This is a genomic window from Streptomyces sp. R35 (genome assembly GCF_041053035.1).
In the GTDB taxonomy this organism is placed as follows: Bacteria; Actinomycetota; Actinomycetes; order Streptomycetales; family Streptomycetaceae; genus Streptomyces; species Streptomyces lutosisoli.
In genome coordinates this window covers 4,363,383-4,383,784 of record NZ_CP163440.1, presented here as the reverse complement: position 1 = coordinate 4,383,784, position 20,402 = coordinate 4,363,383, and the positions used below count along the sequence as shown (strand labels likewise).

The following is a 20,402-nucleotide window of genomic DNA, read 5'->3' as shown; positions in this document are numbered from 1 at the left end:
CGACTGTGTGGATTTCGTTTACTCGACTCCGGTGGAATTGTTGCTATGGCCGTTGAGTGCTGTGGGGCGGTGCCGACGGCGATGCTGAAGCCATGAGCCGTCTATGACGACGCAAGGACGACGATGAATCGCACCACCCCGCCGCGACCCCTGGATATCGAGGCAGAGTTCCCCGAACTGGCCAGCTATCGGAAGACCTGCACCCGACTCCATCCGCGCCGAGGAACGCCGGAGCCCTTCCAGGGCTCCATCGGCGGTCCGTTCGTGTGGCCCGCCGACGAACCGTGGCCCGCCTGCCGAGCAGCCCATCCACGTGACACCGGCCGACGCATCGAGGACATTCACCGGGAACGACGTGTACTTGATGAGGCATGGCATCGAAATCCCGAAACAGGTCCGTCCGATGAAGAGCGTGACGTACTGGCGGAGCTTCAACGGGAGCACCACGTTCCCCGACTCCAAGACACCGATCCCGTTCCCCTCCTTCCGCTGGCCCAGTTGTTCGCCAAAAATGTCCCTGATCTTGTCGCCCCCAAAGGGCACGATGTTCTCCAGGTATTGTGGTGCCCGTTTAGTGCACACGGAAGGCAGGCGACGCCCGACGTGCATCTTCGATGGCACAAAACAACTGAATGCACCCCACTCGTCAATCCACCCTCCCCGGAACTGGTGGGCGACGCCTGGTACGTACCTGAACCATGCACCCTCGCCCCGGAGCAGGTCGTGGAGCACGAATACGTTGAACTCCTGAGCGAGAACCTTCAGGAGCGTATCGAGGAATGGGAAGAGGGAAACGAGGAAGAGGACGGAGTGGAGGCCGCGAGCAGAGGTGAATTTCTCACCTACGGTGAGGACTTTTCTATCGCGCCGGGCTGGAAAGTCGGCGGCTACGCGTCCTGGGACGTGACCGGCCCTCATCCGGTCACCTGCTCGTGCGGGGCACCCATGGAACTCCTTTTGGCCATCGACAGCATGGAGTGGGGTGGAACGCGCAGCTGGGTTCCATTGGAGGATCGCGAACTCATCGGCCGACGTGGTGCGAACACCCCGACCCGAGTGAGGGTCGGCCGGGGCGGTTCACTCAACGTATTCATCTGCCTGGCGGATCCCACGCACGAGCACAAAGTCAGCCTTCAGTGAGAGCTGGGCTCACGCACTTGCTCTCCACTGGGGCCATCGGCTGGAGCGCCTGATGGATCAAGAGTTCAACCTGAGTAAACAGACATACGTATTGAACCCCGACAGGGACTTGCTGGAGCCATAGTGTCCGAATCAGCCGTACAAAAAGCCCTCGCCGCAACCGAGCAGGCCCTGTCCGGAATCGACGAAGAGATGGAGCGGCATGCCGCGGGCCATGGGCGCGTCAGTAGCCCCCGTCAGCTGACGTCGATCCGTGACCAGTTGGCGCAGATGGCCCTGCAGCTGTTGTCCTCCGCGCTTCCACCCAAGCCGCAGCGAGTGCGGGGAGTCGGACGCGTCATCGCCGACTCCTGGCCGTACGACGGCCCGCTGGCCGCCTTGATCCTGGACGCCGAGCGGCTCTACCTCCAGGCATGAGCTACACGCCTTTGACGTCGGGCGGTGGTTGGGTGGCTATGGCTGCTGAGGCTCTTCTTGTGAATCCGGAGGCGCTCCGATCGCTCTACGGACATGTCCCGGACCTGCGTAGGGTCAGGATTCGGTCGATCAATCTGAACTGGCGCGGACCCACGGTGACGCTGCGCGTCGACTTGCCGTCCTTCCCCGGTTCGGCACCGCAGGAGTGGCTCGACGAGGGTGTGGACAGCGTGCAGTGTCAGTTCGAGTTCCTGGCAGTTGAGGGAATTTCTCTTGTCGACTGGGCTCCGCCGGTCCGCGGGGATATTGAGATGGCTCCGTGGGGCAGAGAGCGGCGGATGCGGGTGACCTTCAGAGGTGGCGGGGCGGTGCTGGGATTCGACTGCAATGAGTCCGTGTGCGTCAAGCATGTGAGCGCGTTCAAGATCCAGGATGATGGATCGGACAGCGGGCGGCGTCTTTTCGTCAGCAAGGTCAATGCCCGGCGGCACACTTCCCTTCCCGGGACCGATGAGAAGACGTTCTATGAGCGCTGACTGGCTGCAACTCCTCGCATCCCCGGAATATTTGGGGGAACTGTACGGCGGTGCTCCTCCTCTTCCTGGCGTGTGCGATCTCTTCTACGTGCACATCGATGAGCGTGAAAACTCGGTGACTCTCGGGTTCGATACGAGGAGCTTCTCTGCGAACCCGCCTGCCGAATGGGAGGGGAAGGAACTCAACGCCTTCGAGTTCTACCTCGTCTTCGCGGAAGTGGAGGGACTCCAGGTCACCGGGTGGGGCGCCGCTGAGGCCAAGGAGATCCATTTGGCCACCCATGGCGGAGCGTTCTTCGAGGTGGTGCTGGGGTCTGAGGGTTCGGGGATCGCGTTCCGGGCGGCCACGGTTCGGCTGGCCAAGTGGCGTGGCTACCTCGCCTCCGACAGCCCCTGATCCACCCGCAGGCGCCCCCCGCCATCGCCGTCGGTACTCGGGCGTGTTCGGGCAGGGGCAGGCTTGGCCGAAGCCCTCGGACCAAGCCCCGGACCAAGCCCTCGGACCAAGCCTGCTCATCGTGCGCCCGTCACCTCAGCGCGTCACATCCGCCAACACCCCCGCCCCCCGCCCCGGCGTCTCGTCCCACCGGCGGATGCGGTTCGCCGTGCGCGCCAGGCGGGAGTCGTCCGGGCGTACGGCGATGTAGAACAGGGACTCGTCCGGCTTGGGGTCGTTGCCGCCCCAGCGGATGACGCCGTTGAGCTCGGCGAGGATGTCCTTGATCAGCAGCTGTTGCTGGGGGAAGAAGCCACCCCGGGCGCCCGCCGGGTAGGAGCCGGGGCGGATCTGTATCGCTGTTCCTGAGGCCTGGTTGGATTCCGCCAAGCCCTTGCGGACTGTGCCCGGAGAGCGCCAGGCGATGACGTCGCCCTTGCGGAGCTCGTCGATCTCGTAGTGGAAGCGGCGTACGACGTGGACGAGGACGGTCTCGACGTCGCCCATGCGGACCGCGATGCCCGCGCTGCCCGTGAGCGGGGTGCCGGGGACGGGGCGGGTGAAGATGTTGCCGCCGTCGTCGGCGACGCGCTCCATCTCCCAGCCGTTGCGGGACGGCTTGCCCGTCATCACGCGTCTGGCGCGCGCCTCGGCCTTGCGGACGGCCTCACGCACCTTCGCGGAGAGCGGGTTCGTGCCGGGGACGGGGACAGGGCTGGGGCCGAGGGCCGAGCTCGGGGTCCTTGCCGCCGCGTACGCCGGGCTCGCCAGGAACTGCGAGGCGGGGAGGGAGGCCGCTATCGCCGCGCCGGTGATCACCGCCGTGCGCGTGAGGACCGTACGGCGGGATACGTCGGTGGCCTCGGCGGGAGTGGAGTTCTGCGGGGTGTTCTCGCTGGTGTTCAACTGGCCTTCTCTTTCCTGAAGTTGTCTCTGGCGCGGAGCTCCGACGCGAAGGCCGCGAAGACTCCGAGAGCGACGGCGGTCAGGGCCAGGCCCAGGACGGCGGGGTTGACGTACTCCGGTACGGCGGCGGCGTACGAACCGGCGCCCCTGACATGGCAGTTCAGGTGCAGCGGGAGGTAGGAGACGTCGGAGCCGGTGATGTCGGCGGCGTGTGCCCGGCCCACCGCGGCGCGGCACGCCTCGGTCGTCATCGACTCGTCCTTGACGAGGTGGAGGGCGCCCCATACGTACATGGCGGCCGCCGCCGCGGCGGCCAGGCCCGCGAAGCCGCGGAGCACGGTCTCCCTCTTCGCGTGCCTGATGCCGTGCCGGGCGAGCGTGGTGAAGCCGAACACCGCGAACCCGCCGGCGACGGCCAGGCCGACAAGGCCGATCAGCAGGAGGGCGATGACGTTGGGCTGGTCGTCACTCATGGGACTTCCTCATCGGGCTTCGGCTACAGGTTCCGGACGATGCCGTTGTACTTCTCGAAGATCTGGTACAACGCCATACGCTTGGTCGCGTGCTCCTCCGCTTCGGTTCCCCAGCCCTGGTAGCGGCGCAGGACCTGGAAGATCTCCGACTCGGTGTAGTCCAGGCGCATGGAGCGCAGCGTGGTCTCGCCGGCGGGCGGGTTCTGGCCGCCGGGCTTGCCCTCCGAGTCCCACAGGTGGATCAGGGACACGGTCTGGAGGGCGTACGCGTTGTCCTTGTTGACCTTCTGCCACATCGTCCAGATGTCGGCGTCCTTGGCGGGGTCGAGGATCGTGCCGGAGACGTACCCCTTGTTGATGCAGTGGTTCCAGGCGCGGATGCCGACCTCGCCGCTGATCTGCGCGATGCCCGTGGACGAGTCGCGCTTCGGGGTCATGCCGCCGCCGACACCGGTGTGGTAGTAGACGACGGCGGCGTCCACGGCCTGGTCGATGATGTCGTAGTGGCGCATCTCCCAGTACGCGGACGTCTGGATCAGCGCCTTGCGCATGTTGTAGCGGTTGGACTGCGCGGTGACCACGTCGTCGTTGGCGAGGACGGTCTCGAAGCACTGGGTGTGGCTGAAGATGCGGTTGCCGCCGTCGTTCGGGAAGCCGATCGACTGCATGTACTTGCCGATGTCGTCGTGCAGCGCGTTCAGGTAGCCGCCGAGGAAGCGGACGTCCGGGAGGACACCGCGCGGCTTGTTGAACGAGTTCTCGCCGATGTCGCGGCCGGAGGCGATGTTGTTGTCGATCTCGATCTTCCCGTCGCCGGAGCCGACGGTGCGCGTGACGACCTGGTCGTAGGCCCAGTCGCTCGGCAGCGGGTAGCCGTAGTTCCCCGAGAAGCCGGAGGACATGTCGGAGACGAACGAGGCCGTGGAGTGGCCGGCCTCGGCGACCCGCGTACACACGTTGCGCGGACCGTACACACCGACCTTGAACGGGTTCCCGGCGTCCGCCATCGAGTCCTCGATGCCCTTGAAGTGGGGCAGGACGTTCGAGGTGACATCGGCGTCGAGGGCGTCGAAGTCGACGGCGAAGAAGATACGGGCGCCCGGCTTGAACCCGTGGTCCAGCGCCGCGTTGACGGCGGCGTAGCCGGCGGCCCGCCCGGCCGCGTAGGTGAAGCCGGAGGCGTCGCGGCCGAAGGTCTGGTAGATCGGGTAGCAGCGCAGGCCGCTGTCGGCGATCGTCTGGAGTTCGCCCGGCTGGATCGCCTTCTCGGGCAGTGAGGTCGTGCTCGGGTTGGTGAGATAGCGGCCGACGTACTTGACGCCGTCCGCCTTCAGGGCCGCCGCCCGCGCCGGGGTGATCTTCGTGACGCCGTCGCACGCCTCGCCCTTGCGGTCCTGGTCGCCGTACGAGACGAGGAGCGAGGCCCAGGTCTGGAAGTCGCCGCTGCCGTTCGCCGGGAGCTTGGCGAACGACTGGAACGTCCTGACCGCGTCGGCGAGGGACGAGGTGAAGCTGGAGGAGAAGGAGACCGGCCGCAGGTTGAGGATCATCGCCGCGGAGAAGAGGGAGACCCACGTGCCCGACGAACCGGTCGAGACGGTGTGCGACTTGAGGCCGGACTTCGTACCGGGGCCGAAGACGCCGTTCGCCGTGCCGTCGGCCATGCCCAGCTCGTACTGGATGGCGTAGAGCATGGACTTGGACACGTCACGGGAGTTGTGGCCGTCGCACGGGATGATGAAGAAGTCCGCGCGGTTGACGTACCGGCCGTTCAGCCAGCGCTGCACACTGCGGATGCCGTCGGAACCGGAGTTGACGGTCACATAGGCGTCCATGTTCAGCAGGCCCTTGAAGACCTTGGGTATCAGGTCGCCGCCGGGGAACAGGCCGTCCACGCCCATGTCCGTCTTCAGCTTCGCCACCGAGGACTCGACGCGGGAGTTGTACTTCCCGTCGATGTCACCGCCGTCGTAGCCCTTGCAGTACAGGGCGGACTGGATGATGCGGGCGAAGTTCGCCGAGGGGGTCGTCGAGGCGTTCAGCTTCGGGAACTTCGAGGCGAGCGTCGACAGGGTGGTGGGGCCGAACGTGTCCGACAGCGTCGAGACACCGAGTTCGTACTGGAGCGCGCGGGTCAGCGCGTACATCGTCGGCCAGCCGGTCTGGCCGTTCTCGTCCAGCGCGGGGATGCCGAGCATGTTGGGGTAGGTGCGGTTGATGAACTGCTGAGCTCTCCGGACCATCTCGTCGGCCATGGGGCGCGGGTTCTCCTTCGGCTTCGGGTGTCGCGTACGGCGAGGCAGGGCAATGCAGCGCAAGGCGTTGCAGCGCAAGGCAATGCAGGGCAGCGCACGGCGGAGCTCCGGACATGTGGGCGTTCCGGTCCGCTGGAAGAGGTGTTGCGGCAGGAGCGGTGAGACGGCCGATCAGGCGCGTGCGGCGCGTGCGGCGCGTGGGGCACGTACGACGTGTACGGCGCGTGAGGCTCGTACGACGTGTACGGCGCGTGAGGCTCGTACGACAGGTGAGGCACACGTGACGTGTGCGGTGCGTGAGGCGCGATCCCCCGTGAACATGGTTCCCCCAGGTGTTGGTCAGCGCGTCCTGGAGGCCTGGTCAGGGCCCCCGGCACGGCGATCACCATAGGCATGCGGGCGGAGCACCGGGCAAGAGGGGTGCGGAGCATGGCCGGATCGCGACGGCGGGGACGCGAGGCCGTCCGAGAGGCTGGGCGGGAGAGTGGATACGCCCGGGATCTGTGTGTTTGCTGTGAACCGACGAGGTGGTCGTGGTCTCGTCCAACGTTTCGTCCCCCGCGGGGAATTGGCTTGGTCCCGCCGTTCCCGTCAAGGCCGGGTCAAGGCCCGGTAAACCAGGTTGCCCTGCCGTTCTGCGGAGGCGAGGGCGCGTGAAAGGCTGGTTCCGTTGCGGAAGTGAACGGGTGAGTCCGGTGAGTCCGGTGAGTCCGGTGAGTCCGGTGGGTCCGGTGGGGAGTTGGGGGCGGCATGAGTAAGCGGCAGATCCGGAAGATGTTCCAGTTGATGGCCGCGGGGGAGGCGGTCCAGCTCACGAGTCCCATGGCCTCGGTGAAGAAACTGGCCCGACTCGCCTTCATCGCCCAGCAGTTCGGGTACGAGTACGCGGACGTACGGCAGGGCAGCGGGCGCAACAACGCGCTCACGATGCTCATCGTGCCCGACCCCAGTCCGCAGGCGCAGACGCGGGCCGCGCAGAACTGGGCGCAGTATCCGCGGGCCGGCGACGGGGAGTCGTTGCCGCCCGTCGTCCCCGACGCGCTGGAGCTGCTCAAGGCGCGGATCAACTTCGACCTGACCGGCAAGAACGCCGAGAAGCGGATGGGGTACGGGGCGGTCGGCTTCACCATCGCGTGCGTGATCCTCGCGGTCCGGACCGGCGGGGACACCATCGCCTTCACCGTGTCGGGCATCGTGTGGGCGGTGCTGATGGCCGTCCTCGGCATCGGCTTCGTCGTCACCCGCAAGCGCAACGCCAAGTTCGCGGCCCGCTTGCAGGCCGCCGGGTTCGCGCCCGTGACGGAGGAGGGCGGGCGGGTGCGGTATCTGCCGCCGACGGCTTATGCGGCGCAGGCGCCGGGCCCCTACACCTCGTACGCTCCGCAGGCCCCCGGCCCGTACGGTCAGCAGGTCCCTGGTCCGTACGGTCAGCAGGCCGCCGGTCCTTACACCCCGCAGACCCCGGCTCCGTACGGTCAGCAGGCCCCCGGTCCCTACACCCCGCAGGCCCCCGGTCCCTACACCCCGCAGGCCCCCGCTCCGTACGGTCAGCAGGTCCCTGGTCCTTACGCTCCGCAGGCCCCCGGCCCGTACGGTCAGCAGCCGCCCGTCACGCCGTACCCCGGCCAGCAGACCCCGGGGCAGCAGACCCCAGGCCCCTACACCGCCCCGCCCGGCGCCGTACCCCCGCAGCCCCACCCCTACGGCGGTCAGCCCCAGCCCCCCGCCGGGCAGCCCCCGCAGCAGTGACCCGCCGCGCCCTCACCGTCGCCCCCGCCGCCGAGTGAGAGCAACGTTCCCTTCCGGTCACCCACAGCCACAGGCCCGAAACGCGTCCTCCCTACCTTCGGTTGTCATCCCCAGGAAAGACACGCGCACCGCACCGGAGCCCCGTGGAGGCGTCATGACAGCCCCTAGTACAGCCCCCGCACCAAGCAGGGGAGGCCGTTGGATCGAGGACTGGGATCCGGAGAACGAGGCCTTCTGGCAGGAGAAGGGGGAGAAGGTCGCCCGCCGGAATCTGTTCTTCTCCGTGCTCTCCGAGCACATCGGCTTCTCGATCTGGACCCTGTGGTCCGTGATGGTCCTGTTCATGGGGCCGGAGTACGGGCTCACCCCCGCCGACAAGTTCTTCATCGTGTCGATGGCGACGCTCGTCGGCGCCGTCGTCCGTGTCCCCTATACCTTCGCGGTCGCCCGCTTCGGCGGCCGGAACTGGACGATCATCGCCGCGAGCCTGCTGCTCGTCCCGACCATCGCCGCGTTCGTCGTGATGAAGCCGGGTACGTCCTTCAACACCTTCCTGGTCTGCGCGATGCTCGCCGGCGTCGGCGGCGGCAACTTCGCCTCCTCGATGACCAACATCAACTCGTTCTTCCCGCTGCGGAAGAAGGGGTGGGCGCTCGGCCTCAACGCCGGCGGCGGCAACATCGGCGTGCCGGTCGTGCAGCTCGTCGGGCTCGCGGTCATCGGGGCCGCCGGAGGGCCGCGGGTGCTGCTGGGCATCTACATCCCGCTCATCGTGATCGCCGCCGTCCTCGGCGCGCTCTACATGGACAACATCTCGTCGGTGAAGAACGACACCGGGGCGGCGAAGGAAGCCGTGCGCGACGCCCACACCTGGATCATGTCGTTCCTCTACATCGGGACGTTCGGGTCGTTCATCGGATACAGCTTCGCGTTCGGCCTGGTGCTCCAGACGCAGTTCGGGCGTACGCCGCTGCAGTCCGCGTACGTCACCTTCATCGGCCCGCTGCTCGGCTCGCTGATCCGGCCCGTGGGCGGCTGGCTCGCCGACCGGTTCGGCGGCGCGAAGATCACGCTGTGGAACTTCGTCGGGATGGCCGCCGCGACCGGCGTCATCGTGATCGCGTCCATGCAGAAGTCGCTGCCCCTGTTCACCACGGCGTTCATCGTGCTGTTCGTGCTGACCGGCCTCGGCAACGGATCGACGTACAAGATGATCCCGGGCATCTTCCAGGCGAAGGCCGTCGCCAAGGGGCTGACCGGTGAGGAAGCGGCCGCGTACGGGCGGCGGCTGTCCGGCGCCTCCATGGGGCTCATCGGAGCCGTGGGCGCGCTCGGCGGGCTCGGGATCAACCTCGCCTTCCGGCAGTCGTTCCTGAGCGTGGGCTCCGGAACCGGCGCCTTCGTGTCCTTCCTCGCCTTCTACGCGGCCTGCTTCGCGGTCACCTGGGCCGTATACCTTCGCCGCCCGGCCACCGCCGAGGCCCCGGCCACGGCCACCACCGAGACGAAGGCCCAGCTCAGCTACGCCGAAGTGTGACGTAACACGAGCGACATATGACTGAACCGAGCCTGTCACGGTGCGTTGACAGGCTCGGTTCGGCCGCGAGCGGGCGCCGCAAGAGCGCCGGCCGACAGCACCTGGGAGGGCGGCGCCCCGGGAGAGCGGCACCGCACCACCCCCCGCACGACGACTCGACGAGCGCGAGACGAGAGCCATGTACGACGAACAGCAGCGAGCGCAGAACGGTCCCCTGGCCGGATTCACCGTGGGCGTGACCGCCGCGCGCCGGGCCGACGAGCTCGGGGCGCTGCTCCAGCGGCGCGGTGCCTCCGTCGTGCACGCGCCGGCCCTGCGTATCGTGCCGCTCGCCGACGACAGCGAACTGCTCACCGCCACCAAGGAACTGATCGACCACGCCCCGGACGTGGTGGTGGCGACCACCGCCATCGGCTTCCGGGGCTGGGTCGAGGCCGCCGACGGCTGGGGGCTCGGCGAGGAACTGCTGGCCCGGCTGCGCGGGGTCGAGCTGCTCGCCCGCGGGCCCAAGGTCAAGGGCGCCATACGGGCCCAGGGGCTGACGGAGGAGTGGTCGCCGTCCTCCGAGTCCATGGCCGAGGTGCTCGACCGGCTGCTCGACGAGGGTGTCGACGGGCGCCGTATCGCCATCCAGCTGCACGGCGAGCCGCTGCCCGGGTTCGTGGAGTCGCTGCGGGCCGCGGGTGCCGAGGTCGTCGGGGTCCCCGTGTACCGGTGGATGCCGCCGGAGGACATCGGGCCCGTCGACCGGCTGCTGGACGCGGCCATCACCCGCGGCCTGGACGCGCTCACCTTCACGAGCGCGCCCGCCGCCGCCTCCCTGCTGTCCAGGGCGGAGAACCGCGGGCTGCTCCCGGAACTCCTCGCCGCCCTGCACCACGACGTACTGCCGGCCTGTGTCGGCCCGGTCACCGCGCTGCCGTTGCAGGCCCGGGGCATCGACACCGTCCAGCCCGAGCGCTTCCGGCTCGGCCCTCTCGTACAGCTGCTGTGTCAGGAACTGCCGGGGCGGGCGCGGGCGTTGCCCATCGCCGGGCACCGGGTGGAGATCCGCGGGCATGCCGTGATGGTGGACGGGGCGCTGCGGCCCGTACCGCCGGCCGGGATGTCGCTGCTGCGGGCCCTGTCGCGGCGGCCCGGCTGGGTGGTGGCCCGCGCCGAGCTGCTGCGCGCGCTGCCGGGCGCCGGGCGGGACGAGCACGCCGTCGAGACGGCGATGGCCAGGCTGCGTACGGCACTTGGCGCACCCAAGCTCATCCAGACCGTCGTCAAGCGCGGCTACCGGCTGGCGCTCGACCCGGCCGCGGACTCCAAGTACGCGGACGTGTAGGGCCGGCGGTACAGGAACAGGGCCCGGGCGAGGCACGCCAGCGCGAGGGTCGACAGCAGGGCCCGTACGACGTTCCACGCCACCCAGGTGTCCTCGAACCGCGCGCGTACGGCGGCCGGGTCGGCGATCTTCGCCGGGTCGCCGGCGTTCGCGAGGTCGTTGTTGAGCGGGATGTTCACGGCGACGGTGAAGAGGAAGACGAGGGCGTACGCGGCGAGGGCGGCGAAAACCCACCACCGGAGTGCGCCGGAACCGCGCAACTGCCAGGCGGAGAGGGCCGTCAGGACCAGCGCGCCCATGAAGCTCAGGAAGAACACCGGGTTCTGGATCACGTCATTGATGTTCTGCATGACCTCGATGAAGACGCGGTCGTCGCTGCGGGCCAGCGACGGCATGACGTCGCAGGCGAAAATGTAGAAGACCCCGGCGATCAGGCCCATCGCGACCGTGGCCGCACCCAGTACACCTCCGGCGGTCGTACGCCGCCCCGTGCTGTTGTCTGTCATGTCCCTCAGTCAACCGGCGCCGTGGCACGGCTGACATGGCTGAGACGCGCGACGGCATACGCACGCGTCCAGCAGATGGGCGGTACGGAGTCTTCCGGCCGCGCGTGCGGGCATGCACTGTAGGGAGTACGACAGCGGGTAACCCCAAGGCGGTGACAGGCACATGGCATCGGGCATGGCCACGGCCTCGTACGAGCTGCGGTTCGACTCCGGGCGGATCTGCCTGGACCTGACCGCGACCACCCACCCCGAGGAACGGCTCGACACGGCCGTCCGGCTGCGCGCCTGGATCGCCGCGTCCGGACTCGTACCTCCGGGCACGGCCCTGGACGCGGACGCCTCCTGGCTCCTGGGCTTCCGGGAACTGCGCGGGCACATCGCCCAGTTGGTGCGCGGCGAGCTCGACGCACGGCCCGCCGACGCGGCGCTCGCCCGCGTCAACGCGGTCGCGCTGGGCACCCCGCCCGCCCCCTGGGCCGTACGCGCGGACGACGGTTCGCTGCACCGCCGGCTGCGCACCCCGCCAGGCTGCGCCGAACTTCTCTGCGTTGTCGCCCGGGACGCCATCGAACTGCTCACCGATCCGGTGGCGCGGGCGAGTCTGAGGCAGTGCGAGGGGGACAACTGTCCGATCGTCTATCTCGACACATCGCGGGGCCGGCGCCGACGATGGTGTTCCAGTGAGGTGTGCGGCAACCGGGAGCGAGTGGCCCGGCACCGGCGCCGGGCGGCCCTCGCGCGCGCCTGACCACACCCGTACGTGATCTTCCAGTCACCCGAGGTGATCAATACACGCTCTTCGCACCGCCTTCACAACTCCAACAAGAAATATCTGTGAGCTCTTTGAACACACGCACGCCCAGGCACGTACCCCGGGATGAGCGACCGACTGGGGGAACCCCCGGACACCGGAGGTAGGCGTGCGTAAGGATTCCGCCGTGGCTGATGAACGAAGGCCAAGGGCCCGACATCGCATGTCCCAGCAGTCCTCGTCGACCGAACCTGACGAGGAGCTGATGCGTGCCCTGTACCGGGAACATGCGGGGCCGTTGCTCGCGTACGTCCTGCGGCTGGTCGCGGGGGACCGGCAGCGCGCCGAGGATGTCGTGCAGGAGACGCTCATCCGTGCCTGGAAGAACGCCGGTCAGCTCAATCGTGCGACCGGTTCGGTACGACCCTGGCTGGTGACGGTCGCCCGGCGCATCGTCATCGACGGCCACCGCAGCCGGCAGGCCCGGCCGCAGGAGGTGGATCCGTCACCGCTGGAGGTCATCCCCGCGGAGGACGAGATCGATAAGGCGTTGTGGCTGATGACACTGTCGGACGCGCTGGACGACCTGACCCCTGCTCACAGGGAAGTCCTGGTCGAAACATACTTTAAAGGGCGTACGGTCAATGAGGCGGCCGAGACGCTCGGCATACCCAGCGGCACCGTGCGCTCACGGGTGTTCTACGCCCTGCGTTCGATGAAGCTGGCGCTGGAGGAGCGGGGGGTGACGGCATGAACACGTACGGGGGTTACGGAACGGGTGGTCCAGGAGCCATGCAAGGTCCACGGGGACAGCAAAACCCCGGAGACATCCACGAGACTGTCGGCGCCTACGCCCTCGGGATTCTCGACGACGCCGAAGCAACCGCTTTCGAGGCGCATCTGGCGACCTGCGAGTGGTGCGCCCAGCAGCTCGACGAGCTCGCCGGGATGGAGCCGATGCTCGCCGCGCTCGCGGATCTGCCCGCCGCGCAGGGCACGCCGGCCATCGGCGAGTCGCTCGCCGCACGCCCGAGCCCACGGCTCGCGGAGCGGCTGGTCGACGAGGTGTCGGAGCGGCGCGCCGTCAAGCGCCGGCGCGGGATGTACCTGGTGGCGGCCGCGGCCGCGCTGATCATCGGCGGTCCGCTGACGGTGATGGCGGTCAACGGTGGCAGCGACAGCAGTACGTCGCCGCCCGTGGCCATGGCCACCAGCCCGGCCAAGGCGGCCTTCGACGTCATGACGGACAAGAAGTCGGCCACCGACCCGAGCACCAAGGTCAACGCCGTCGTCGCCGTGGAGAAGAAGGACTGGGGCACCCACGCCGTCCTCCAGCTCAAGAACGTCAAGGGCCCGCTCAAGTGCTCCCTGATCGCCGTCGGCAAGAACGGCGAGCGCGAGACGGTGACCTCCTGGGCCGTCCCGAAGTGGGGTTACGGCATTGCGAACGCCAAGACCGAAGAGGCGAAATCCCCCCTCTACGTGCACGGCGGCGCGGCCTTCTCGCCGAACCAGATCGACCACTTCGAGGTCATGACGTTCGACGGGAAGCGGCTCGTGGAGGTGAACGCGTGAGCGAACCCGGAGCGCGCGCGTAGATTACGGGGCCCCCTTCGCGTACGGTTGACGGCTGCCCAGCACGTCAGAAGGGGGCCCGGTGGCCGCACAGGCTCAGCAGGAAACCGCGCTCGGCTCGGTCCATGAATCCGTGACGGTCGACTCCGCTAAGGACGACTCCGTACGGGACCGGGAGATCAGCGTCGAACAGGAACATCTGGACCGGGTGTACCGGCGCCTCGAGGAGAAGATCCACGAGGCGGAGTTCCTGATGAACGACGCCGCCAAGCGCGGTCAGGTCGGTACTCCGGGGGCGCTCGCGGAGCGGGACGCCCAGGTGTTCCGCGCGGGAATTCACCTCAACCGCCTCAACAACGAGTTCGAGGACTTCCTCTTCGGCCGTATCGACCTGCTCCTCGGGAAGGACGGCAAGAAGGGCCCGGACGGTGCGTACACGGCGGTCGAACCGGCCGAGGGTGCCGTCCGCGAGGACAACACCGCGGACATCGCGGAGACGCTCCACATCGGCAGGATCGGCGTCCTCGACACGGACTACGCCCCGCTGGTGATCGACTGGAGGGCGCCCGCCGCGGCCCCCTTCTACCGCTCGACGCCGGTCGACCCCGGCCGTGTCGTACGCCGTCGGGTCATCCGCTCCAAGGGCCGCAAGGTCCTCGGCGTCGAGGACGACCTGATGCGCCCGGAGCTGAAAGCCTCCCTCGACGGCCGCGAACTGCCCGTGATCGGCGACGGCGCGCTGATGGCCGCGCTCGGCCAGGCCCGCAGCCACACCATGCGCGACATCGTGTCGTCCATCCAGGCCGAGCAGGACCTGGTGATCCGCGCCCCCGCCGCCTCGGTGGCGTACGTCGAGGGCGGCCCGGGCACGGGCAAGACGGCGGTGGCCCTGCACCGGGCCGCGTACCTCCTCTACCAGGACCGCCGGCGTTACTCGGGCGGCATCCTGATCGTCTCCCCGACCCCGCTCCTCGTCGCCTACACCGAGGGCGTCCTCCCCTCCCTCGGCGAGGAGGGCCAGGTCGCCATCCGCGCCATCGGCTCGCTCGTCGACGGCGCGGAGGCCACCCTGTACGACGCTCCGGCCGTGGCCCGCGCCAAGGGCTCGTACCGGATGCTGAAGGTGCTGCGGCACGCCGCCCGCGGCATCCTCGAACCGGCGCCGAACCCCGGGTCGCGCTCCGGGCGGAACGGCGGCGCCGGGCATCGCGGCGCGGGCGGCGACGCCGGGCAGCTCGCCTTCGGTGACGACGCCGAGCCGCAGGGCCCGGCGGCGGTGCCCACCAGGCTCCGTGTCGTCGCGTTCGGGCGCCGTCTCGAACTGGAGGCCCCGGAGCTGGACCGGATCCGGCGCAACGCGCTGAGCGGGACCGCGCCCGTCAACCTGCTGCGGCCGCGCGCCCGCAAGCTGCTGCTCGACGCGCTGTGGTCGCAGTCGGGCGCCGGGACGCGGCACTCGGACCCGGAGCTGGCCGCCGAGCTGCGGTCGTCGTTCGACGAGGACATCACGTCGGAGGACAGCTTCATCGCGTTCCTGGACGCGTGGTGGCCGGAGCTGACCCCACGGGGCGTGCTGGCCGCCATGGCCGACGAGCGGCGGCTCGGGCGCTGGGCGCGGCGGATCCTCAACCCCGGCGAGGTCCGGCGGGTGGCGCGCTCGCTCAAGCGGGACGGGCTCTCCGTGCACGACGTGGCGATGCTCGACGAGCTGAACGCCATCCTCGGCACCCCCGCCCGGCCCAGGAAGCGGCGCGAGCTGGACCCGCTCGACCAGCTCACCGGCCTCGAAGAGCTCATGCCCACCCGCGAGGAGACGCAGTGGGAGCGCGCCGAGCGGCTGGCGCAGGAGCGGACCGAGTACGCGCACGTCATCGTCGACGAGGCGCAGGACCTCACGCCGATGCAGTGGCGGATGGTCGGGCGGCGCGGGCGGCACGCCACGTGGACGGTCGTCGGCGACCCGGCGCAGTCCTCGTGGTCCGACCCGGACGAGGCCGCCGAGGCCCGTGACGAGGCCCTGGGGACCCGTCCCCGGCGTCGCTTCACCCTCACCGTCAACTACCGCAACCCCGCCGAGATCGCCGAGCTGGCCGCCAAGGTCCTCGCGCTCGCCATGCCGGGCTCGACGTCCCCGTCGGCCGTACGGTCCACGGGTGTCGAGCCCCGCTTCGCCGTCGTACGGGACTCCCTGGCGCAGACCGTGCGCGCCGAGGCGGCCCAGCTGCTCGACCGTGTGGACGGCACCGTGGGCGTCGTCGTCGCCATGAACCGGCGCGAGGAGGCCGCGCGCTGGCTCGCCGGGCTCGGTGACCGGGTGGTGGCGCTCGGCAGTCTGGAGGCGAAGGGGCTGGAATACGACGCCACGGTCGTCGTCTCGCCCGCTGAGATCGCCGACGAGTCGCCCGCGGGGCTGCGTGTGCTGTACGTCGCCCTCACCCGGGCCACTCAGCAGCTGACCGTCATCTCCAGTGACCGTGACGAACCCGATGCGAACGGGGTGCCAGATCTGCTCCGGGACTGATGCGCGACCCGGTCTCCCGCCCACCCGTCCGGCTCACCTCTCGCAAAAGAACTCTCGGGGCGGGAATTGCCTTGCGGGGATCGTTTGTTACCGTTGACGTGACACCGGCCCGATCCAAGCCCCCGGGCCCAACCTTCGTCGCTACGAGCGACCACTTGCCGCGAGGCGAGCATGGCGGGTCGGTGTCATTGAACGTTGTCCTTGAAGGTGAGGACGCAGAAGAGGCCCACGTCACCCCGTGACGTGGGCCTCTTTCGTTGCCTGATCGTTTCTCGTATGGTGGAAGTTGTTTTCCGAAAGTCTGCTCCTTCGCTGCGAACAAAACGTTCGCAATCCGGGGCGGCTACCGCGTACTCGGCGGTAGGTGCGACGATCGGACGGCATACCAGCGACACGGTGAAAGCAGAGGAAGTCGGCCATGGCAACGGCGCCCAGCGTCTCCTACTCGATGACGGTCCGGCTGGAGGTGCCCGCGAGCGGAACCGCGGTCTCCCAGCTCACCGGGGCCGTCGAGTCCCACGGAGGCTCGGTGACCGGCCTCGACGTGACCGCCTCCGGCCACGAGAAGCTCCGGATCGACGTCACGATCGCGGCGACCTCCACGGCGCACGCCGACGAGATCGTCGAGCAGCTGCGCGGCATCGAGGGCGTCACCCTCGGCAAGGTCTCGGACCGTACGTTCCTCATGCACCTCGGCGGCAAGATCGAGATGCAGTCCAAGCACCCGATCCGCAACCGTGACGACCTCTCCATGATCTACACCCCGGGCGTGGCCCGCGTGTGCATGGCGATCGCCGAGAACCCCGAGGACGCCCGCCGCCTCACCATCAAGCGCAACTCCGTTGCGGTCGTGACGGACGGATCCGCGGTGCTGGGCCTGGGCAACATCGGGCCGATGGCCGCTCTGCCGGTCATGGAGGGCAAGGCGGCCCTCTTCAAGCGCTTCGCCGGTATCGACGCCTGGCCGATCTGCCTGGACACCCAGGACACCGACGCGATCGTCGAGATCGTCAAGGCCATCGCCCCCGGCTTCGCGGGCATCAACCTCGAGGACATCTCCGCCCCCCGCTGCTTCGAGATCGAGGCCCGGCTGCGCGATGCCCTCGACATCCCCGTCTTCCACGACGACCAGCACGGCACCGCGATCGTCGTGCTCGCCGCCCTCACGAATGCCCTGCGTGTGGCGGGCAAGGCGATCGGCGACATCCGTGTCGTCATGTCCGGTGCGGGCGCGGCCGGTACGGCCATCCTCAAGCTGCTCATCGCCGCGGGCGTCAAGAACGCCGTCGTCGCCGACATCCACGGTGTCGTGCACGCGGACCGTACGGACCTGGTGGACGCCGCCGCCGGCACGCCGCTGCGCTGGATCGCCGACAACACCAACCCCGAGGGCCTCACGGGCACGTTGAAGGAAGCCGTGCGCGGCGCGGACGTCTTCATCGGCGTCTCCGCCCCGAACGTCATCGACGGCGACGACGTGGCCGCCATGGCCGACGACGCCATCGTGTTCGCGCTCGCGAACCCCGACCCCGAGGTCGACCCGGCAATCGCCCGCCAGACGGCGGCAGTTGTCGCCACGGGCCGCTCCGACTTCCCCAACCAGATCAACAACGTCCTGGTCTTCCCGGGCGTCTTCCGCGGCCTCCTGGACGCCCAGTCCCGCACGGTCAACACGGAGATGATGCTGGCCGCCGCGGCCGCCCTGGCGGACGTGGTGACCGAGGACGAGCTCAACCCGAACTACATCATCCCCAGCGTCTTCAACGACAAGGTCGCGGGCGCGGTCGCCGGAGCGGTTCGCTCTGCGGCTCGGGCGGCTGGGGCGTCGGCCTCTGCTGAGTAGGCGCCCGGTGTTGATGTGGGGCTCGCTGGGGGCTGCGCCCCCAGACCCCCGCTCATCGGCCTGAACGGCCTCGTCCTCAAACGCCGGACGGGCTAGGGGTGCCGACCGGCGCTGGGGGATGGGGCCCGCGTTGGAGATGTGAGCGTTGGCTGTGAGGATTGCCACGGCCGCCCGGGCACGGCGCGTCGCGGGACGCCGGGGCTGTGGCCGCCCTCTAGGGTGGCGGCCAGGCTCAGGCCTTGCAGGCCTCTTCGTGTGACTCCCAAGGGTGTTCGTGTGACTCCCAGGGGTGCCGGATTGGCTTTCCCGCCGCAGGTGGGGGCAGGATGCGTCTTCGGGCGCGAGGGTCTGGTGACGGACCCGGGTCCGGGGACCGAACGAGGACCCTGGCAGCATCGTCTTCGCTGTGCCCAATATGCGGCTCCGCCGCGTGGCACGCCTCAACAGCAAGAAGAACACGGGAGTAACAACATGAACCGCAGTGAGCTGGTGGCCGCGCTGGCCGACCGCGCCGAGGTGACCCGCAAGGACGCCGACGCCGTTCTGGCCGCGTTCGCCGAGACCGTCGGCGAGATCGTCGCCAAGGGCGACGAGAAGGTCACCATCCCCGGCTTCCTGACCTTCGAGCGCACCCACCGTGCCGCTCGCACCGCGCGCAACCCGCAGACCGGCGACCCGATCCAGATCCCGGCCGGCTACAGCGTGAAGGTCTCCGCGGGCTCGAAGCTCAAGGAAGCCGCCAAGGGCAAGTAAGTCCTCCTGTACGTTCCTGTACGCCACGGGACGCGTACGAGGCGAAGCAACGCCGGCAGTAACGCCAATGGGGCGGCCCCCTTCACCGGGGGCCGCCCCATCGTCGTACGTACGACTGCTGTTACCCGAGCGCCTTGCCCGGCAGTTCGACCTTCGCGCCCAGCTCGACGAGCTTGTCCATGAAGTTCTCGTAGCCGCGGTTGATGAGGTCGATGCCGTGGACCCGGGAGGTGCCCTGGGCCGCGAGGGCGGCGATCAGGTACGAGAAGCCGCCGCGGAGGTCGGGGATGACCAGGTCGGCGCCCTGGAGCTTCGTCGGGCCCGAAACGACGGCCGAGTGCAGGAAGTTGCGCTGGCCGAAGCGGCAGTTGGAGCCGCCGAGGCACTCGCGGTAGAGCTGGATGTGCGCGCCCATCTGGTTGAGCGCGGAGGTGAAGCCGAGACGGGACTCGTACACCGTCTCGTGGATGATGGACAGGCCGGTGGCCTGGGTGAGGGCCACCACCAGCGGCTGCTGCCAGTCCGTCTGGAAGCCCGGGTGGACGTCCGTCTCCAGGGCGATCGACTTGAGCTGGCTGCCCGGGTGCCAGAAGCGGATGCCCTCGTCGTCGATCTCGAACGCCCCGCCCACCTTGCGGTAGGTGTTCAGGAACGTCATCATCGAGCGCTGCTGGGCGCCGCGGACGTAGATGTTGCCTTCGGTCGCCAGCGCCGCGGAAGCCCACGAGGCGGCCTCCAGGCGGTCCGGGAGGGCCGCGTGGGTGTAGCCGCCGAGCGAGTCCACACCCGTGATGCGGATCGTCCGGTCGGTGTCCATGGCGATGATCGCGCCCATCTTCTGCAGTACGCAGATGAGGTCCTCGATCTCGGGCTCCACGGCCGCGTTGGACAGCTCGGTGGTGCCTTCCGCCAGAACGGCCGTCAGCAGCACCTGCTCGGTCGCGCCGACGGACGGGTACGGCAGCTGGATCTTCGTGCCGCGCAGCCGCTGCGGGGCCTCCAGGTACTGGCCGTCCGCCCGCTTCTCGATCTTCGCGCCGAACTGCCGCAGCACCTCGAAGTGGAAGTCGATCGGCCGGCCGCCGATGTCACAGCCGCCCAGTCCGGGGATGAACGCGTGCCCCAGACGGTGCAACAGCGGGCCACAGAAAAGAATCGGGATGCGCGACGAACCCGCGTGGGCATCGATGTCGGCGACGTTCGCGCTCTCGACGTGCGACGGATCGAGCACCAACTCGCCCGGTTCCTCACCTGGGCGGACCGTCACCCCGTGCAGCTGCAGCAGCCCGCGGACGACACGCACGTCGCGGATGTCGGGGACATTGCGCAGCCGGCTCGGTTCACTGCCCAGCAGGGCGGCGACCATGGCCTTGGGTACGAGATTCTTCGCACCGCGGACACGGATCTCGCCCTCAAGCGGGGTTCCGCCGTGGACAAGCAGGACATCGTCATTGACGGTCATGTATCTCGCGTTCCGATGAGTTGGGCAGGTGTGAGTCGTCGGCGGACCCGTCGTACAGGAGCCGAACAGCAAGGGTAATGGCCGCCTACCCCACCTCAGTAAGCCCAAGGACCACTCAGATCGGTCATAGCTTTGCCACAACACGAACCGTTCCGAATCGGGCACACGGGGTCACCGGCACCGGTGTGCGCGGGGGTCGCTTCTGTGAGCCC

At 68.9% G+C, this 20,402-nt stretch carries 18 protein-coding genes; 13 read left to right on the top strand and 5 right to left on the bottom strand.

Annotated features, from left to right (window positions below; genetic code table 11):
* Positions 1-123 precede the first annotated feature (123 nt).
* The 4 genes from AB5J50_RS20100 (at position 124) to AB5J50_RS20085 (ending at position 2,490) form a co-directional block, all read left to right on the top strand.
* On the top strand, positions 124-1,140 hold the full coding sequence (locus AB5J50_RS20100) for a hypothetical protein (RefSeq protein ID WP_369259833.1): 1,017 nt from the start codon (positions 124-126) through the stop codon (positions 1,138-1,140).
* Positions 1,141-1,263: 123 nt separating this feature from the next.
* Positions 1,264-1,557, top strand: a complete 294-nt coding sequence (locus AB5J50_RS20095) for a hypothetical protein (protein ID WP_369259832.1) — start codon at positions 1,264-1,266, stop codon at positions 1,555-1,557.
* Positions 1,554-2,093 (top strand): Imm50 family immunity protein, encoded by a 540-nt coding sequence (locus tag AB5J50_RS20090; RefSeq protein WP_369259831.1) that lies wholly within the window; start codon positions 1,554-1,556, stop codon positions 2,091-2,093. The genes AB5J50_RS20095 and AB5J50_RS20090 overlap by 4 nt, the downstream gene beginning before the upstream one ends.
* Positions 2,083-2,490: an Imm50 family immunity protein gene (locus AB5J50_RS20085; RefSeq protein WP_369259830.1), complete on the top strand. Its 408-nt coding sequence runs from the start codon at positions 2,083-2,085 to the stop codon at positions 2,488-2,490. The genes AB5J50_RS20090 and AB5J50_RS20085 overlap by 11 nt, the downstream gene beginning before the upstream one ends.
* A 135-nt stretch (positions 2,491-2,625) precedes the next feature.
* Here the strand turns inward: AB5J50_RS20085 and AB5J50_RS20080 are convergent, their stop codons facing one another.
* The 3 genes from AB5J50_RS20080 to AB5J50_RS20070 are packed head-to-tail and all read right to left on the bottom strand — an operon-like array spanning position 2,626 to position 6,163.
* Positions 2,626-3,435 carry a hypothetical protein gene (locus AB5J50_RS20080; protein ID WP_369259829.1) on the bottom strand — a complete coding sequence of 270 codons (810 nt, stop codon included), beginning with the start codon at positions 3,433-3,435 and terminating at the stop codon, positions 2,626-2,628.
* The gene (locus AB5J50_RS20075; RefSeq protein WP_369259828.1) at positions 3,432-3,908 is read right to left on the bottom strand and encodes a hypothetical protein; all 477 of its coding nucleotides are present in this window, start codon (positions 3,906-3,908) and stop codon (positions 3,432-3,434) included. The genes AB5J50_RS20080 and AB5J50_RS20075 overlap by 4 nt, the downstream gene beginning before the upstream one ends.
* 23 nt (positions 3,909-3,931) lie before the next feature.
* Entirely contained in the window at positions 3,932-6,163 is a 2,232-nt protein-coding gene (locus tag AB5J50_RS20070) for a glycoside hydrolase domain-containing protein (protein WP_369259827.1), read from the bottom strand.
* A 750-nt stretch (positions 6,164-6,913) separates the two neighbouring features.
* On the opposite strand from AB5J50_RS20070, the gene AB5J50_RS20065 reads away from it, so the two are divergent.
* The 3 genes from AB5J50_RS20065 (at position 6,914) to AB5J50_RS20055 (ending at position 10,779) form a co-directional block, all read left to right on the top strand.
* Positions 6,914-7,912 carry a hypothetical protein gene (locus tag AB5J50_RS20065; RefSeq protein WP_369259826.1) on the top strand — a complete coding sequence of 333 codons (999 nt, stop codon included), beginning with the start codon at positions 6,914-6,916 and terminating at the stop codon, positions 7,910-7,912.
* A 154-nt stretch (positions 7,913-8,066) separates the two neighbouring features.
* The gene (locus AB5J50_RS20060; protein ID WP_327429104.1) at positions 8,067-9,449 is read left to right on the top strand and encodes a nitrate/nitrite transporter; all 1,383 of its coding nucleotides are present in this window, start codon (positions 8,067-8,069) and stop codon (positions 9,447-9,449) included.
* A gap of 178 nt (positions 9,450-9,627) precedes the next feature.
* Positions 9,628-10,779 (top strand): uroporphyrinogen-III synthase, encoded by a 1,152-nt coding sequence (locus AB5J50_RS20055; protein ID WP_327429103.1) that lies wholly within the window; start codon positions 9,628-9,630, stop codon positions 10,777-10,779.
* Here AB5J50_RS20055 and AB5J50_RS20050 read toward each other — a convergent pair.
* Positions 10,728-11,285, bottom strand: coding sequence for a DUF1772 domain-containing protein (locus tag AB5J50_RS20050; protein WP_369259825.1), 558 nt, complete (start codon positions 11,283-11,285; stop codon positions 10,728-10,730). The two genes, AB5J50_RS20055 and AB5J50_RS20050, sit on opposite strands and share 52 nt — an antisense overlap.
* Before the next feature lie 163 nt (positions 11,286-11,448).
* Here AB5J50_RS20050 and AB5J50_RS20045 point away from each other — a divergent pair, with 163 nt between their 5' ends.
* The 6 genes from AB5J50_RS20045 to AB5J50_RS20020 all read left to right on the top strand — a co-directional run bounded on the left by AB5J50_RS20045 (position 11,449) and on the right by AB5J50_RS20020 (position 18,728).
* Positions 11,449-12,033, top strand: coding sequence for an ABATE domain-containing protein (locus tag AB5J50_RS20045; RefSeq protein ID WP_369259824.1), 585 nt, complete (start codon positions 11,449-11,451; stop codon positions 12,031-12,033).
* A gap of 226 nt (positions 12,034-12,259) precedes the next feature.
* Positions 12,260-12,790, top strand: a complete 531-nt coding sequence (locus AB5J50_RS20040; protein WP_037619265.1) for a sigma-70 family RNA polymerase sigma factor — start codon at positions 12,260-12,262, stop codon at positions 12,788-12,790.
* Positions 12,791-12,828: 38 nt separating this feature from the next.
* Entirely contained in the window at positions 12,829-13,611 is a 783-nt protein-coding gene (locus AB5J50_RS20035) for a zf-HC2 domain-containing protein (protein WP_330304931.1), read from the top strand.
* An 82-nt stretch (positions 13,612-13,693) separates the two neighbouring features.
* Positions 13,694-16,132 carry a UvrD-helicase domain-containing protein gene (locus AB5J50_RS20030; RefSeq protein WP_369259823.1) on the top strand — a complete coding sequence of 813 codons (2,439 nt, stop codon included), beginning with the start codon at positions 13,694-13,696 and terminating at the stop codon, positions 16,130-16,132.
* Between the two features lie 418 nt (positions 16,133-16,550).
* On the top strand, positions 16,551-17,975 hold the full coding sequence (locus AB5J50_RS20025; RefSeq protein ID WP_369259822.1) for an NAD-dependent malic enzyme: 1,425 nt from the start codon (positions 16,551-16,553) through the stop codon (positions 17,973-17,975).
* Positions 17,976-18,446: 471 nt separating this feature from the next.
* Complete coding sequence (locus AB5J50_RS20020) at positions 18,447-18,728, top strand: HU family DNA-binding protein (protein ID WP_007382399.1); 282 nt, start codon at positions 18,447-18,449, stop codon at positions 18,726-18,728.
* A 121-nt stretch (positions 18,729-18,849) separates the two neighbouring features.
* On the opposite strand, the gene murA is transcribed toward AB5J50_RS20020, so the two are convergent.
* Positions 18,850-20,190, bottom strand: a complete 1,341-nt coding sequence (gene murA, locus AB5J50_RS20015; protein WP_327429097.1) for a UDP-N-acetylglucosamine 1-carboxyvinyltransferase — start codon at positions 20,188-20,190, stop codon at positions 18,850-18,852.
* Between the last annotated feature and the right edge of the window lie 212 nt (positions 20,191-20,402).